Consider the following 14,806-nt stretch of genomic DNA (forward strand, 5'->3'; position numbering starts at 1 on the left):
TCCCGGCCGGGGCCCGCGGGAAAGAGAGCCAGTGGACATCTCGCTCGAGATCAACGGCAACCACGAGGAACTGGACGTCGACCCCGGCGTGACGCTGCTGGACGCGTTGCGCGAGCGGCTCGGCGTCACCGGCCCCAAGAAGGGCTGCGACCGCGGCCAGTGCGGGGCCTGCACCGTGCACGTCGGAGGGCGGCCGGTGCTGTCCTGCCTGACCCTCGCCGCGACCGTGCGGGAACCCGTGACCACGGTGGAGGGACTGTCCGTCGAGGGCGAGGCGCTGCACCCGGTGCAGCAGGCCTTCGCCGACTGCGACGCCCTGCAGTGCGGCTTCTGCACACCCGGTCAGGTCATGTCGGCCGTCGCCGCCGTCGAGCAGGACGTCGACGACGTCCGGGAGTTCATGTCCGGCAACCTCTGCCGGTGCTCGGCGTACCCGAACATCGTCGCGGCGATCGAGCAGGCCGCCGAGCGGACGAGGAGCACCGCCGATGCGCGCGTTTGAGCTGACCGCACCCGAGAACCTCGACGCCGCGCTGGGCAGCTCCGGCACCTACCTCGCCGGCGGCACCACGCTCGTCGACCTGATGAAGCTCGACGTCCTGACCCCGCGCGAGGTCGTCGACATCAACGCGCTGCCGCTGCGCGGGATCACCGACACCGCCGACGGCCTGCGGATCGGGGCGCTGGAGCGGATGAGTGACGTCGCCGCGCACCCCGCGACGCCGACATCGATCGCGCGAGCGCTGCTGCTCAGCGCGTCCCAGCAGCTGCGCAACATGGCCTCCATCGGCGGGAACCTGGTGCAGCGCACCCGCTGCAGCTACTTCCGGGACGTCGCCGAGCCGTGCAACCGGCGCGACCCGGGCAGCGGCTGCCCGGCGATCGCCGGTGCGAACCGGATGCACGCGATCCTGGGGACCTCCGACGCGTGCGTCGCCACCCACGCCAGCGATCTCGCCGTCGCCCTGGTCGCCCACGACGCCCGGCTGCGGCTGGTCGGGCCGGACGGGGAGCGCATCGTCGCCGTCGCCGACTTCTTCCTGCTGCCCGGTGACACCCCCGAGCGCGAGCACGACCTGCGGCCCGGCGAGCTGATTGCCGAGGTGGTCGTGCCCCGCCACGACGCGTTCACCCACGGCACCTACGTGAAGGTGCGCGACCGGGCGTCCTACGAGTTCGCGCTGTGCTCCGCGGCGGTCGCCCTCGAGGTCCGCGACGGGGTCGTCGCCGACGCCCGGGTCGCCGTCGGGGGTGTCGCGACCGTGCCGTGGCGGCTGCCCGCGGTGGAGGACGCGCTGCGCGGCGCGCCCGCGACCGAGGAGGCGTTCGCCGCCGCGGCCGAGCTCGCCGCCGACGGGGCCCGGCCGTTGCCGGACAACGCGTTCAAGATCCCGCTGGTGCGCCGGACCGTGGTCCGCGCCCTGCTCGAGGCCACGGAGGAGACCGCGTGAGCGCCCGCCTGGAAGCACCGCTGAAGGTCACCGGCCGGGCCCGTTACGGGTCCGATAACACCCCGCCCGGCACCGTCTTCGGCTACGTCGTGACCAGCACGATCGCCGCGGGCGAGGTCGAGGCCATGGACGTCGCGGCCGCGGAGACGTCGCCCGGCGTGCTCGCGGTGTACACGCCGTTCGCGCCGCTGGAGCTGACCGCGCCGCAGAACCCGATGCTCGGCACCGTCTGGGTCCCGTTGCAGGACACCGAGGTCAACTACCACGGTCAGCCGATCGGCTTCGTCGTCGCGCAGACCTACGAGCAGGCCCGCGACGCGGCGGGCACGATCGCGGTCACCTACCGCGAGCGGCCCGCGGTCACGTCGATGTCTGACGGTCTCGCGACGGCCGAACAGGCCCCGCCCGCGATGGACGGATCCCCGGCGGAGCTGGAGGTGCTGGCCGAGGGCGTGGAGTCCTTCGACGACGCGCTGGCCGCCGCCCCGGTCGTCGTCGAGGCGACGTACGCGACGGCGACGCAGAACCACGCCGCGATGGAGCCGCACTCCGCGGTCGCCGTCTGGGACGACGGCGTGCTGACCCTCTACACCGGCAACCAGGCGTCGGACCTGGTCGCGGTGCTGATGGCCGACGCGCTGGGCGTCGAGCACGACGCGGTGCACGTGCTCAACCCCTACGTCGGCGGTGCGTTCGGTGGCAAGGCGGTGTCGCCACCGGCGTTCCTGGCCGCCGCGGCCGCGCGCGTGCTCGGGCTCCCGGTGAAGGCGGCGCTGACCCGCGAGCAGGTGTTCACCGCGACGTCGACCCGGCCGGCGACGGTGCAGAAGCTGAGCGTCGGCGCGGAGAAGGACGGCACGCTGGTCGCGCTGCGCCACGACTCGTGGTCGAGCACGCCGATGGCACGGGCGTTCGTCGAGCCGACTTCGCACGGCACGTCGCGCGAGTGGTACGCCACGCCGAACCTGTCGATCAGTCAGAAGATGGTGCCGCTCAACGTCCCGACGACGAGCTTCATGCGCGCGCCGGGTGAGGCGCCGGGGTCGTTCGCGCTGGAGAGCGCGATCGACGAGCTGGCCGTCGCACTCGACATGGACCCGATCGAGCTGCGGCTGCGCAACAGCTCGGTCGCCCCGCCCGGGCGGGACCTGCAGTGGTCGAGCAAGCACCTCGACGACTGCTTCGCGCTCGGCGCGGCGCGTTTCGGCTGGTCGGCGCGGGCGCCACAGGGCCGGGTCGAGGGGGACTGGCAGGTCGGGGTCGGCGTCGCGACGGCGATGTTCCCGGCACTGCGGTTCCCGGCGTCGGTGCGGGTGACCCTGCGCGACGACGACACCGCCGAGGTCGCCACCAGCGGTGCCGACCCGGGCACCGGCCTGCTGACGGTGCTGTCGCTGGTGACGGGGGAGACCCTCGACATCGACCCGGCGCGGGTCACGCCGCGGCTCGGGGACTCCGCGCTGCCTGCGGGCGGCTTCTCCGGCGGATCGACGGCGACGGCCAGCGCAGGCTCGGCGATCATGATCGCCGGCCCGCAGGTGATCGACCGGCTGCTCGAGGCGGCGGCCGGCCCCGGCGGGCCGTTCGCCGGAGCCGACGTCACCTACGCCGACGGGCGCGTGTTCGGCCCGGACGGCGCCACGATGACCTTCGGCGAGGTACTGCGGGCGACTGGGCAGGCGTCGGTCGCGGCGGTCGGGTCGTCGGCGGCGGGGGAGGAGCTGACCAAGCACTCGTTCAGCTCGTTCGGCGCGCAGTTCTGCGAGGTGCGGGTGCACCGCTGGACGCGCGAGATCCGGGTGTCGCGGATGCTCGGGGTGTTCGACGCCGGGCGGATCATCAACCCGCAGGCGGCCCGCAGCCAGATCTCCGGTGGCATGATCTGGGGCGTCTCGGCGGCGCTGCACGAGGGCCTGGAGGTCGAGCGCACCGGCCGGTTCGCCAACGGCGACTTCGCGAGCTACCTGATCCCGGTGAACGCCGACATCCCCGAGATCGACGTGGAGTTCGTCCACCACCCGGACACGCTGCACAACCCGGTCGGGGCCCGCGGGCTCGGCGAGATCGGCGTCGTCGGCATGGCGGCGGCCGTCGCGAACGCGGTCGCCAACGCGACCGGCGTCCGGGTCCGGCACATCCCGATCATGCTCGAGGACCTGCTGGACGACTGAGACCTGCTGGACGACTGAGACGCACCGGGTCCCGTCACCGCGCTGCTGCGCCGGCGACGGGGTGGTGGGACCCGGATGCGGGCCGGCTCAGGCCCGGCCGTCGCCTCCGTTGCGTCCACCGCGCACCTTGCCGATGGCGCTCTCGACGCCCGCCTGCGCGACACCGGCGGCGCCCTGCACGGCCGGGTGGTCCGCGGCCCGGTGGTAGACCTTGACGAGCTGCTCGTAGCGCTCGTGCCCGGCCTTGGTGCCCAGGACGTACCCGACGGCGACCCCCACGAGGAACCTCACCATTCCCCTCACCTCCGATGGCGACCGTACCCGGACGCCCCGGGCACCCCCTCTGGTACCCGCTCCGGCGTCCCGCGGACCGTGACCAGCGGGAACGACAGTCGAACGGGGGGTGGCCGGGGCGCTCCGGACGGTGTTGTAGAGTTCTTCCCGTCGCCGGGACACGGTCCAGGCGGTGAGACGGTCCTCCGTAGCTCAACGGCAGAGCACCCGACTGTTAATCGGGCGGTTACTGGTTCGAATCCAGTCGGAGGAGCATTATCCCAGGTCAGCCGGTCATCACCGATCAAGGTGAGGGACCGGCTTTCTTGTTTTCGACGGGGCCTCGCGGGTTCAGGCGTGGCAGAACCAGTCGTCGTGACCGCTGAGTGGGCCCTCGTCGGCGCCGGTGGGTGGCGGGAACGTCGTGCGGAACGTGAACGCCTCCGGTGTCGGTCCGTGCTCGCGGAGCAGCGTCAGTCTCTGCTCGGCTTCCGCCACGGTCGGCCGATGTTCCGCCGGAACCCACCACAGGACCTGATGCGCGGAGCCGAGCCGGGTGAACCCCTCGCGCTTGCGTCGCAGGACCGCGAGATGCGCTGGGTCCCGGTAGGCGAAGTCGGCCAGCGTCTCCACCGACGCCCACACGCTCATGTTGACGATGAGGCGGTCGTCGTCGAAGGCGCGTACGGCGGTGGCGTCCCCGTCCTCGGTCTGGAGGCGCCACCGGAAGCCGGGTGCCGCGTCAGCGACGGCGTTCACGGCGTCGAGTGCGTCCACGAACCAGGCGAGTTCGGGCTCGGACAGCGGTACGACGGGCAGAGCGATGTTGACCTGTGCAAGTTCCCAGCTGCTCATCGGGGAGCACGCTAGGCCGGATCGGCCACGCGGCGCCAGCCTTGGTCTCCCGCGCCCGGTATCCAGCTGGGCTCGGGTGCATGCCGCCTTCGGTCGGTCCCCCGAGCCCGCGGGGCTGCCGGCCCGAGACGGGAGTGCCCGTTGCTGCCCAGACGATGTAACGGGGCCCGAATCATCGAGGACAGAGCTTGACCGCCTTCTCTTTGATGCTCAGCGGACGAAGCAGAGATGCGACGATCCGCAGCCGAACGAAGGACGAACTGACATGGCGACGAGCATTCCCGGTGGGAAGTCCACGCTGACCCCCTACGTAGTGGTGAAGGGGACAGCGAAGTTCCTGGACTTCGTCGAGCAAACCTTCGAGACCCAAGCGGTCAGGGCCGGCTGTGCGCGAAGATGATGGCCCCCGGGACGTCCTCATCCGGTCTGATGACCAGTTCGGCCTCAATGGTGAACCCCGCGTCCCGGAGCCGGCCCGCGACCGTGCTCGGCTGGCGGTGGTAGCTCTCGACGTTGATCGGTCGGCCCGTGTAGCCCTCGGACGTGTGTTGTGTTTCGTCACCGACGTGGAAGCCGACCAGTAGCGGTGCTCGGGGGCGCAGGACCCGGCGGAACTGTCCGAACACTCCGGGGAGGGCGTGGTCGGGCACGTGGACTATCGACCAGAACGCCAGTAGGCCGGCGACCGAGTCGTCGGCGAGGTCGAGGTCGGTCATCGTCCCCACCTCGAAGCGGAGCCCCGGGTAGTCGCGGCGAGCGATCGCGATCAGCTCTGGTGAGAGGTCGATGCCGAATGCGTCCACTCCGGTGTCCTGGAGGTGGCGGGTGACGTAGCCGGGCCCGCAGCCGACGTCGACGACCGGGCCGCCACCGGCGTTGTGTACCGACTCGGCGAACAAGCCGAGGCCCGCGCGCAGGTAGGGATTGTCGCCGAGCAGGCCACGGACCTTCTCGGCGTATCCGGCGGCGTCGGTGTCGTACGACGAGCGGGTATCGGACAGCCAGGTGTCAGACATGGGCGACACGGTAGGCCGCTCGCGAGCAGCTGTAGCGTCGTGCCGCTCGACCGTAGGTCGACGAGAGCAACCTGTCGGTCCAGCCTCTACGCTTGATCCGGGTGGTCGGGGCCGACAACCGCGGGGACGGTGGCCAACCGTCCACGGGTGAAAAGGGCACCGGCCAGTGCGAGCCCTCCGATGGCTCCCGCGACGACGAAGGCGAGCCGCATCCCTGCCGGACCAGCAGTGTTCGTGCCGCCGGCTCCGATCGAGGCGACGGTGACGAACAGCGTCGAGCCGAACGCTCCGGAGATCTGTTGGAAGGCGCCCAGGATTGCACTGCCGTGGGCATACAGCCCCGCCGGTAGCGCGGCAAGCGGTTCGGTCATCAGCGGTGTCATCATCAATCCGACTCCGATCATCAGGACGATGTGGATCCCGATGACCGTGACCATGAGCACCCCTGCGTTGAGGGCGGCGAATCCGAGCAGGGCGGTGGTCAGGGCGATGGTGCCCGGAATGAGAACCGGCCGCGCGCCGAAGTGATCGAACAGCTTTCCGGCCGGGATGCCCAGGGCCCCGAGAACCAGTCCGCCGGGGAGTAGGAGGAGTCCAGTGGCGAAGGTGCTGTGATGCAGGACGGTTTGGAGGTAGAGGGGCAGGAGAACCGACCCTGCTCCGATATGGCACATGAACAGAAGCCCGGAAATCACCAGGGCCACGACGAACCGTCGGCTGGTGAACGGCCGCAGGTTCAGCAGCGCCCGGTCGGCGCGCTGGAGCGATACCTGCCGCGTCACGAACATGGTCAACGCCACCGCACCGACGACGATCGGGATCCACGGGGGCAGCGGGGCGGTCGGCTCCGCGATCGACGACACGCCGTAGAGGATTCCGCCGAAGCTCATCGCGGAGAGGACAACGGACATTACGTCGAGCGGGACAGTGCGTGGCCGGTCCTGGACGTGGAGGGCTGCCGCACCGGCGATCAGTGCGGTGGCGGCCAGGGGCAGAATCGCGAAGAACATCCACCGCCAGCCCAGCCAGGTGAGGATCGTGCCGCCGATGGTCGGCCCGAGAGCCGGCGCGAACGCGACGACCACCGCGATCGTGCCCATCGTGCTTCCGCGCTTCTGTGGCGGGACCAGACGCATCACGGTGGTCGCCACGAGTGGCAGCATCATGGCCGTGCCACCGGCCTGAACTACGCGGCCGAGCAGCAGCATCGGGAAGCCGATGGCGAGTCCGCCGATCAGCGTTCCCAGACAGAACAGCCCCATCGAGGCCAGGAACACCGATCGCGTCGTGAACCGCTCGAGCAGGAACCCGGTGGTCGGGATGACCACTCCGACCGTGAGCAGGAACCCGCTGGTGAGCCACTGGACGGCGACGGTGCTTACCGACAGATCGATGCTGAGGCGTTGCAACCCGACACTGAGCACCGTCTCGTTGAGGAACATGACGAACGCCGATACGACGAGAGTGCCGACCGCGACCCCGACGCGGGTCGTCCGAGGTGCGGGCGACGCCGATCCGGTGTCGAGCTGGGACATGCGGGCGCTCCTCCTGCAGGTACATGGCCTGGAAATCAGGTGAGGCGAACCTTGCCCGCTCAACCGCACTTGAGTTCAACTGTCAGGGTGAGCGAGTTGACACCGATCGCCGAAGTCGCGGTGCACTTCGATCTGCCGCTGTCAACGTTGCGCTTCTGGGAGGACCGGGGACTGGTCACGTCGCACCGACGAGGCGGCCGCCGTTGCTACGATCGCGATCAGCTCTACCGGATCGCCTCGATCCAGCAGTGGCGTGACACCGGTCTTCTGAGCATCGAGCAGATCCGCGAGCTGGTCGCGACCCGACAAGGCACAGCCATCTGGCTCCGGACCGCCGATGAGGCCATCGAAGTCGTAGACCAGCAGCTTGAACGCCTCGAGAAGGCACGGGACTACCTGGTCCACCTTCGCGGTTGCCCCTACCGCGGCAACGGAATCTGCCCGGGCTTCCGAGCCACGGTGTCACTGCCGCCGTCAGTCCAAGCGGGAGATCATGTGTGACCGTGTCGAGCTGCTTCGCTTGTCGGCTCCGGGCGAATCCTGACTGTGAGAACCCATGTCCGCGATGTGGCGCCCAGCCTTGACTGCTCGCACATCGGCCGGGCGTTCCCGGCACACCCGCCACAGGAGACCGCGCTGCAGCGCGCGATCGTCGGGCACCGCCGGGCGGGGCGGACGTGGCGGGTGGCGCACGGGTGGGTGCCGCTCGAGCCCGTCGCCGGCGCCCGGTTCAGCAGCCCCTGAACCGCGGGTCGGCGGACCAGCCCGCGTTCGCCCACTGCTCGGGGGCGGCCGGGACGATCCCCGGCCGGACCGTGGCGAGCTTGTCGACGAGCCAGGTGGCGAACCGGGCCGCCCCCTGCTGGCAGGCGTGGATGCCGTCGGCGCTGCGATCGGGCAGCCCGTCGCGGGTCTGCTGATAGGACGGGCCCCAGACCTCCGCGGCGTCGAGGGCGACGACCCGGCCGTCGGATCCGTCGGCGACGGCCATGACGGCGTCGCGGGTCGCGGCCAGCTCGCCCATGTGCGGTTCGTAGAAGTCGTCGGGCCGGATCGGCGGCGCCGTGACCAGCGCGAGCACGGCCCCGGTCCCCGACACCGTGTCGGCCAGCCGCTGGTAGGCGTCCCGCTGTTCCTGCGGGGTGCCCCAGTCGTAGGTCGTGACCTGGTAGACGACGACCGTCGGTGCGGCTGCGGCGATCCGGCCGGGCAGCTCCGGCCACTGCTGGTCGGCGGACGGTCCGACGACGTTGCCGCCCCCGTCGGCGGCGAGGGACTCGAACCCCGTCCCGGCGGCGTCCAGCGCGGCGCCCAGGGGGAGGGCCAGTCCCTCGGCCACCGAGTCGCCGAGGAGCAGCACCTTCTCCGGGGTGCCGGATCCGGCGTCGGCGCCTGCCGCTCCCTCCGCCGGCTCGGCGGGCCGCCCGGCACAGGCCGCGGTCGTCAGGAGTGCACAGGTCAGCAGGGCGATCAGTCTCGCAGTCGTTGTCACGGTGCCGACCCTCCCGCCCGTGCGTCGCAGCGGCTCCGCCGTCGTGTCGCGGTCGTGTCGCAGCCTGCGCGTCACCGTGACGGGGCCGCGTCCGGGACCCGATACTGGCGTCGTGGCTGCGGTACTGCTGATCGAGGACGATCCGCTCGTGCGGCGTGGTCTCGAGCTCGCGCTGAGCCGAATGGGCCACGACGTCCACCCGGCGGGGACCGGCGAGGACGGGCTGCGTGAGTTCGCCGCGCGCCGCCCCGACCTGGTGGTGCTCGACCTGATGTTGCCCGGGATGGACGGGTTCGAGGTCTGCCGGCGGATCAGGGCGGCCGGGGAGACCCCGGTGATCATGCTGACGGCCCGCGGCGAGGACACCGACGTCGTCGGGGGCCTGGCCGCCGGGGCGGACGACTTCGTGATCAAGCCGGCCCAGCCCGCCGTGCTCGACGCGCGCATCCGCGCCGTGCTGCGGCGGGCCGGTACCGCCGCCGCCGACGGCGCCGTGCACGTCCACCGGGACCTGCGGGTCGACACCGCCTCGCTGGCGGTGTCGGTGCGCGACGAGCCGGTGGCGCTGACCCCCACCGAGCTGCGGCTGCTGCTGACCCTGCTGCGGGCGCCGGGCCGGGTGTTCAGCCGGAGCCAGCTGCTGCAGGAGGTGTGGGAGCACGACTACCTCGGCGACTCGCGCCTGGTCGACAACAGTGTGCAGCGGCTGCGGGCCAAGATCGAGAACGTCCCGGCGGCGCCGGAGTACGTCCAGACCGTGCGGGGGTTCGGCTATCGCTTCGGGCCGGTCTGACGCCGGGACGCGGACCGGGCTGCGGACGCGTGGGCTGCGCGTCCGGTTTGTCGTCGCGTTCGTGCTGGTGACGGTGGCCGGTGCCGCTGCGGCGGCGTGGGCGGCGGCCGGTGCGGCTGGTGCGGCGCTGACCGGGTCGTTGCAGAGCGGGCTGGTCGCCGACGTCGGCTCCTCGGTCGCCGCCCTCGCCCCGACCCTGACCTTCCCGCCCGACCGGGACGCGCTGGACCGGCTCCGGACGGCGGTGGGCCCGGACGCGCTCGTCGTCGCCGGGGACCGGGAGTCCGAGGGCGGGGCCGCCGGCCGGGTCGTCACCGACGCCCTGCGCGCCGGGGTCCGGGGTGGCGACCGCACGCTCACCGAGCGGGTCGTCGACGGCGGGCGGCCGTGGCTGGTGATCGGCATCCCGATCGTGCGGACCGGTGTGGACGGTGCCCGGACGGCCTCCGGCGTCGAGGTCTACGCAGCGCGAGATCTCACCGCCGTCGACACCGAGGTCGGCGGCGTCGCCGGTGCCGCCGCCGGTGCCGCGGCGCTGACCGTGCCGTTCGCCGTGGTCCTCGCGGTGTTCGCCGCCGGGAGCGTGCTGCGGCCGGTCCGCGACCTCCGGGACACCGCCCGGCGGCTCGCGGCCGGTGACCTCACCGCGCGGGCCGCCCCCACCGGGGCCGACGAGCTGGCCGACCTCGCCCGGACCGTGGACGACATGGCCGGCTCGCTGCAGGCGTCGATGGCCACGATGGAACGGATGCAGGACGATGCGCGCCGCTTCGCCGCCGACGTCTCGCACGAGCTGCGCACCCCGCTCTCGACGCTGACGGCGGTCGCCGACGTGCTGGACGCCGCGGCCGCCGACCTGCCGCCCGACGGCCGCGAGTCGGTGCAGCTCGCCGTGACCGAGATCCAGCGGCTGGTCCTGCTGGTGGAGGACCTCATGGAGATCTCGCGACTCGACGCCGGGACCGCCACCCTGCGCCGGGAACCGGTGGACGTCGCCGAGGCGGTGGGGGAGAGCCTGCGCGCCCGGGGCTGGGCCGGGGAGGTCGAGCTCGTCGCCCCGCCGGGGCCGCCGCTGCTGCTCGACCGTCGCCGGCTGGACGTGATCGTGGCCAACCTCGTCGGCAACGCGCTGCGGCACGGGGCCCCGCCGGTCGTCGTGCGGGTGGGCGGCGATGCGGATCGGCTGCTGGTCGAGGTCGTCGATCACGGGCCGGGCGTCGCCGACGACGTGCTCCCGCAGGTGTTCGAACGGTTCTTCAAGGCCGACCCGGCCCGCGGCCGCACCCCGGGCAGCGGGCTCGGCCTCGCGATCGCCCGGGAGAACGCCCGCCTGCACGGTGGCGACCTGACCGTGGGGACGACCGGGGACCGTGGGACGCGCTTCGAGCTGTGGCTGCCGCGCGAGGCGGGGGACCGGTGAGCGGCGCCCGGTGGGCGGCCTGCGGGCTGCTGCTCCTGGTGCTCGCCGGGTGCGGCGTGACCCCCGCCGGTGTGAGCGACGCGGGCCCGGCTCCGACCGGGGTGGCGCCGGGGCCGACGGTGTACTTCCTGGGCCCGGCGGGGGAGCTGCGTGGACAGGTCCGCCCGATGGGGCACCTGGGCACGATCTCCGACGCGCTCGCACTGCTGCTCGTCGGTCCGGGGGGCTCGGATCTGGGCACCGGGATCGCTCCGGTCGGCGTGCGACGGGCCGGTGTCGTGCTGACCCCGGCCGGCATCGACGTCCGCGTGCCGCTGACGATCGAGGACGTCACCCCGGCCGGCATCGACCAGATCGTCTGCACCGCGCTCGCCGTCCACGTGGTCGAGGGCGGGGCCCGGGACACGACCGTCCGGGTGGAGTTCGTCCAGCCGACGCCCGAGTCGGACGTAAGGCGTCGCTGCCCGGTGATCCGCTGAGCCCGCCCGCCCAGCCCGTCCGCTCAGCCCAGCCGGGAGACGTCCACCGCGACCGTGGGCGGGACGGGCAGCACCGCCCACAGCACGGCCAGTCCGATCATCACCGCGACCACGACGGCGAGACCGCTCCGCCCGCGGGCCCAGCCCGCGCGGAACCGGACCGGGTCCTCGACGAGCACGGTCGACAGGGTGGCCGCCCCGATCGAGATCGCGCACACCGCGACCGTCCACAGTGGGTCTCCCGGGCCGCCCGGGAGCAGCACGATCACCGGCCAGTGCCACAGGTAGAGGGCGTAGGAGATCCGGCCCGCCACGGTCAGCGGCCGGACGGCGAGCAGGCGGGCCACCCACGACCGCGGTGCCTGCACACAGAGCGCGATCAGCAGAGCCGCCGCGACCGAGAACAGGCCGAGACCGCCGGTGAACAGCAGCGGCGCCCGTTCCCCGTCGACGAGCAGCAGCGCCGCCGCGATCCCGGCGGCAGCGGCCGCTGCCAACCCGCCGGGCCACCGTCCGGGGAGACGGGCGAGGAACGCCTGCACCGGGCCGGTGGCCGCGGCCGCGCCGACGAGCAGCGAGAACGCCCGGGTGTCGGTGCCGGTGTAGACCCGGGTCGGATCGATCGGGTCGGCCAGCACCGCCATCAGCACCACCGAGCCGAGCGACAGCAGCGCTGCGGCCAGGAGCACGCGGCTCCCGGCGGTCCGGTTCCCGCCGCGCGCGAGCAGCACCACCAGCAGCGGCCACGCGAGGTAGAACTGCTCCTCGACGGCCACGCTCCAGAGGTGCTCGAACAGCCGCTGCTGCCCGAACCGGTCCCAGTAGCTCGCCGACTCGGCGAGCAGGTGCCAGTTCTGCAGGTTCAGCAGGACCCACGGGCCGTCGGACAGGGTCGAGCGCGCCAGGTCCGGCGGGCCGAACAGGACGGTTCCCGCCCCGACGACGAGCAGCAGCACCGCCGTGGCCGGCAGCAGCCTGCGGGCCCGGCGGCCCCAGAACGCCCGCAACGACACGGTCCCGGTCGCGGCGACCTCCCGCAGCAGCAGATCGGTGATCAGGTAGCCGGACAGCGCGAAGAACAGGTCGACGCCCAGGAACCCGCCGGGCAGCAGGTCGACGTGGAACGCCAGCACACCCAGCACCGCGACACCGCGGAGCCCGTCCAGCGCCGCGGACCGGTTCGTGGCGGTCACCGTCGGCACGGCGCCGGAATGCGTGGTTGCGGGCACGGGGACCACGGTGGCGCTCCGGTGCGGCCGCAAGGTCCCGATGCTGTCGCAGATCCGTCGCAGATCGCCGGGGCCGCACCGGCACCCGGCCCGCGGGTCAGCTCACCGTGGACGCCGTCGGCTCGTCGGCGTCATCTCTCGTCGGGGGTCATCTCAGGACAGCACCCGCAGCTGGAACGGGTAGCGGTAGGTCTCGTTGTTCGACGAGCGGATCGCTCCCTTGATGTGGCACCACAGGGAGACCACGAACAGGATGATCAGCAGCGGAGCACCGATGAGGGCCCCGACGACGGTGAAGATCAGCAGCCAGCTGATCAGGTAGAGCAGCCAGAACGACAGGTTGAAGTTGAACGCCCCGGCGGCAGCCTGGCGTGCGTACGGGTCGTCCTTCTTGATCAGGTAGACCAGCAGCGGACCGAGCAGGCTCAGGAACCCGGCACTCAGCACCGCGGCGATGGGCGCCGAGAGGTGGGCCAGGATCGCGGCGATGCGGCTGCTCTCGGAGTGCGGACCGGTGGCGTACGGATTCGACATCGAGCTTCCCCTCGTTCTGCTGCCACCAGCCTGCCAGCCGCGGCGCGGGGAGTGGGGGAAGCGGCGTCGGTGGGTGGCGGTGACGCGCAGGACTGCCGGAGCGCGCGCTCGAGAGGGTGTGTCCCGCGAGACCCGAACGCATTCACTCCGTAGGGTGGTGAGCCATGCGCCGGTTCCTCATCACCGTCGCGGTGCTGCTGGTGTTGTTCGCCATCATCACGGCCCCGCAGCAGAGCGCGGCGAGCGTGGGCCGCGTCGGCAACGGTCTCAGCTCGGCGGCCCACAGCGCCGGTGAGTTCGTCTTCACTCTGTTCGGCAGGTCGGGCAGCTCCGAACGGAGCCGCCCCACGACCACCCGGCAGGAGCCCACGACCACCTACGCGCCGGGCGACCGGTTCAACGAGAAGTAGCCGTTCCGCACGCCGGCGCCGGCCGCCGGGAGCGATGGTGCTGCAGTCCCTCGTGATGCGCGACGCCGTCGGGTCCGGCCGGGCTGACGTGCACCGTCGCCTCGGTCAGCTTCGCGACCGCGTGCAGCAGCGCGTGGTGGGCGTCGGTGGCGATCGCGTGCGCGGCGGTGACCGACAGGGCGGGATCGACGGTCAGGCCGGTCTCGGCGTGCAGCCGGTGCCCGATCCAGCGCAGCTGCACCTTCTCGACGCCGAGCACGCCCGGCACGTCGCGCAGCGCGACCTCGGCCGTCGCGACCAGCGCCGGGTCGACGGCGTCCATCAGGCGGCGGTAGACGTCGACCAGCGCGCTGCGCAGCACGACCAGGATCGCGACGGTGATCAGCAGTCCGATGATCGGGTCCGCGAGCGGGAAGCCGGCCAGGACGCCCAGCGCACCGGCGACGACCGCGAGCGAGGTGAACCCGTCGGTGCGGGCGTGCAGACCGTCGGCGACGAGTGCGGCCGAGCCGATGCGCCGCCCGACGCGGATCCGGTAGACCGCGACGATCTCGTTGCCGACGAAGCCGATCACGCCCGCGGCGATCAGGACGCCGACGTGCTGCACCGGCTCGGGCGCGAACAGCCGCCGCACCGACTCGTAGCCGGCGACCACCGCCGACAGCGCGATCATCGTGACGACGAAGACGCCCGCCAGGTCCTCCGCGCGGCCGTAGCCGTAGGTGTAACGCCGCGACGGTGCGCGCCCGGCGAGCACGAACGCGATCCACAGCGGCACCGCGGTCAGCGCGTCGGAGAAGTTGTGGATCGTGTCGGCCAGCAGTGCGACCGAGCCGGTGACCAGCAGGACCGCCACCTGCAGTGCCGTCGTCGCCAGCAGGATCACCAGGCTGATCTTGACGGCCCGGATGCCGTCGGCGTGAGACTCCAGCTCGTCGTCGACCGAGTCTGCGGCGTCGTGGCTGTGCGGCCGGAACAGCGACCCGACGAATCCGCGGAGCCCGTGCGAGTGGCCGTGTCCATGCCCGTGGCCGTGCTCGTGGTGACCGTGATCCGCGTGCGGCGTCGTGTGCTCCACGGTTGCCAGGATGAGCAGGTCACGGCCATCATGCAACCATGCGCGCGCACGATGATATGGCTGCTGCCGA

At 72.2% G+C, this 14,806-nt stretch carries 16 protein-coding genes and 1 tRNA gene; 9 read left to right on the forward strand and 8 right to left on the reverse strand.

All coding sequences use genetic code 11. The features are described 5' to 3' along the window. The first annotated feature begins 31 nt into the window (after nucleotides 1-31). From ACLE50_RS16140 to ACLE50_RS16150, 3 genes are read left to right on the forward strand one after another with little or no spacing between them, the layout of a single operon-like run. On the forward strand, nucleotides 32-502 hold the full coding sequence (locus ACLE50_RS16140) for a (2Fe-2S)-binding protein (protein WP_410944376.1): 471 nt from the start codon (nucleotides 32-34) through the stop codon (nucleotides 500-502). After that, nucleotides 489-1,451, forward strand: coding sequence for an FAD binding domain-containing protein (locus tag ACLE50_RS16145; RefSeq protein ID WP_410944377.1), 963 nt, complete (start codon nucleotides 489-491; stop codon nucleotides 1,449-1,451). The genes ACLE50_RS16140 and ACLE50_RS16145 overlap by 14 nt, the downstream gene beginning before the upstream one ends. Next, nucleotides 1,448-3,622: a xanthine dehydrogenase family protein molybdopterin-binding subunit gene (locus tag ACLE50_RS16150; protein WP_410944378.1), complete on the forward strand. Its 2,175-nt coding sequence runs from the start codon at nucleotides 1,448-1,450 to the stop codon at nucleotides 3,620-3,622. Before ACLE50_RS16145 ends, ACLE50_RS16150 begins: the two co-directional genes overlap by 4 nt. A gap of 87 nt (nucleotides 3,623-3,709) precedes the next feature. Here the strand turns inward: ACLE50_RS16150 and ACLE50_RS16155 are convergent, their stop codons facing one another. Beyond that, complete coding sequence (locus ACLE50_RS16155) at nucleotides 3,710-3,916, reverse strand: hypothetical protein (RefSeq protein WP_410944379.1); 207 nt, start codon at nucleotides 3,914-3,916, stop codon at nucleotides 3,710-3,712. 181 nt (nucleotides 3,917-4,097) lie between these two features. Here ACLE50_RS16155 and ACLE50_RS16160 point away from each other — a divergent pair. Next, nucleotides 4,098-4,169 (forward strand) — tRNA-Asn (locus tag ACLE50_RS16160). Between the two features lie 77 nt (nucleotides 4,170-4,246). On the opposite strand, the gene ACLE50_RS16165 is transcribed toward ACLE50_RS16160, so the two are convergent. From ACLE50_RS16165 to ACLE50_RS16175, 3 genes are all read right to left on the reverse strand, one after another. Next, nucleotides 4,247-4,750 carry a DUF3291 domain-containing protein gene (locus ACLE50_RS16165; protein ID WP_410944380.1) on the reverse strand — a complete coding sequence of 168 codons (504 nt, stop codon included), beginning with the start codon at nucleotides 4,748-4,750 and terminating at the stop codon, nucleotides 4,247-4,249. Between the two features lie 374 nt (nucleotides 4,751-5,124). Then, nucleotides 5,125-5,766: a class I SAM-dependent methyltransferase gene (locus ACLE50_RS16170; protein ID WP_410944381.1), complete on the reverse strand. Its 642-nt coding sequence runs from the start codon at nucleotides 5,764-5,766 to the stop codon at nucleotides 5,125-5,127. 86 nt (nucleotides 5,767-5,852) lie between these two features. Next, nucleotides 5,853-7,301, reverse strand: a complete 1,449-nt coding sequence (locus ACLE50_RS16175; protein ID WP_410944382.1) for a DHA2 family efflux MFS transporter permease subunit — start codon at nucleotides 7,299-7,301, stop codon at nucleotides 5,853-5,855. An 87-nt stretch (nucleotides 7,302-7,388) separates the two neighbouring features. Between ACLE50_RS16175 and ACLE50_RS16180 the strand changes: the two genes are divergently transcribed. Then, the gene (locus ACLE50_RS16180; protein ID WP_410944383.1) at nucleotides 7,389-7,802 is read left to right on the forward strand and encodes a helix-turn-helix domain-containing protein; all 414 of its coding nucleotides are present in this window, start codon (nucleotides 7,389-7,391) and stop codon (nucleotides 7,800-7,802) included. Between the two features lie 229 nt (nucleotides 7,803-8,031). Here ACLE50_RS16180 and ACLE50_RS16185 read toward each other — a convergent pair whose 3' ends face one another. Beyond that, nucleotides 8,032-8,793, reverse strand: a complete 762-nt coding sequence (locus ACLE50_RS16185; RefSeq protein ID WP_410944384.1) for an SGNH/GDSL hydrolase family protein — start codon at nucleotides 8,791-8,793, stop codon at nucleotides 8,032-8,034. 112 nt (nucleotides 8,794-8,905) lie between these two features. Here ACLE50_RS16185 and ACLE50_RS16190 point away from each other — a divergent pair, with 112 nt between their 5' ends. The 3 genes from ACLE50_RS16190 to ACLE50_RS16200 all read left to right on the forward strand — a co-directional run bounded on the left by ACLE50_RS16190 (nucleotide 8,906) and on the right by ACLE50_RS16200 (nucleotide 11,485). After that, nucleotides 8,906-9,586 (forward strand): response regulator, encoded by a 681-nt coding sequence (locus ACLE50_RS16190; RefSeq protein WP_410944385.1) that lies wholly within the window; start codon nucleotides 8,906-8,908, stop codon nucleotides 9,584-9,586. Between the two features lie 61 nt (nucleotides 9,587-9,647). Next, nucleotides 9,648-11,006, forward strand: a complete 1,359-nt coding sequence (locus tag ACLE50_RS16195) for an ATP-binding protein (RefSeq protein WP_410944386.1) — start codon at nucleotides 9,648-9,650, stop codon at nucleotides 11,004-11,006. Continuing rightward, entirely contained in the window at nucleotides 11,003-11,485 is a 483-nt protein-coding gene (locus ACLE50_RS16200; protein WP_410944387.1) for a hypothetical protein, read from the forward strand. The genes ACLE50_RS16195 and ACLE50_RS16200 overlap by 4 nt, the downstream gene beginning before the upstream one ends. A 23-nt stretch (nucleotides 11,486-11,508) precedes the next feature. Here ACLE50_RS16200 and ACLE50_RS16205 read toward each other — a convergent pair whose 3' ends face one another. Together ACLE50_RS16205 and ACLE50_RS16210 are read right to left on the reverse strand one after the other, a co-directional pair. After that, a complete protein-coding gene (locus ACLE50_RS16205) occupies nucleotides 11,509-12,714 on the reverse strand; it encodes an acyltransferase family protein (RefSeq protein WP_410944388.1) in 1,206 nt (401 codons plus the stop codon). A 153-nt stretch (nucleotides 12,715-12,867) separates the two neighbouring features. Continuing rightward, nucleotides 12,868-13,248, reverse strand: coding sequence for a DUF4870 domain-containing protein (locus ACLE50_RS16210; RefSeq protein ID WP_410944389.1), 381 nt, complete (start codon nucleotides 13,246-13,248; stop codon nucleotides 12,868-12,870). A gap of 164 nt (nucleotides 13,249-13,412) precedes the next feature. Here ACLE50_RS16210 and ACLE50_RS16215 point away from each other — a divergent pair, with 164 nt between their 5' ends. Further along, nucleotides 13,413-13,658: a hypothetical protein gene (locus tag ACLE50_RS16215; RefSeq protein WP_410944390.1), complete on the forward strand. Its 246-nt coding sequence runs from the start codon at nucleotides 13,413-13,415 to the stop codon at nucleotides 13,656-13,658. On the opposite strand, the gene ACLE50_RS16220 is transcribed toward ACLE50_RS16215, so the two are convergent. Further along, nucleotides 13,645-14,736 (reverse strand): cation diffusion facilitator family transporter, encoded by a 1,092-nt coding sequence (locus ACLE50_RS16220; protein ID WP_410944391.1) that lies wholly within the window; start codon nucleotides 14,734-14,736, stop codon nucleotides 13,645-13,647. The genes ACLE50_RS16215 and ACLE50_RS16220 overlap by 14 nt on opposite strands. Nucleotides 14,737-14,806: the final 70 nt, after the last annotated feature.

The organism is Pseudonocardia phyllosphaerae, assembly GCF_046546475.1.
GTDB classification, from domain to species: domain Bacteria; phylum Actinomycetota; class Actinomycetes; order Mycobacteriales; family Pseudonocardiaceae; genus Pseudonocardia; species Pseudonocardia phyllosphaerae.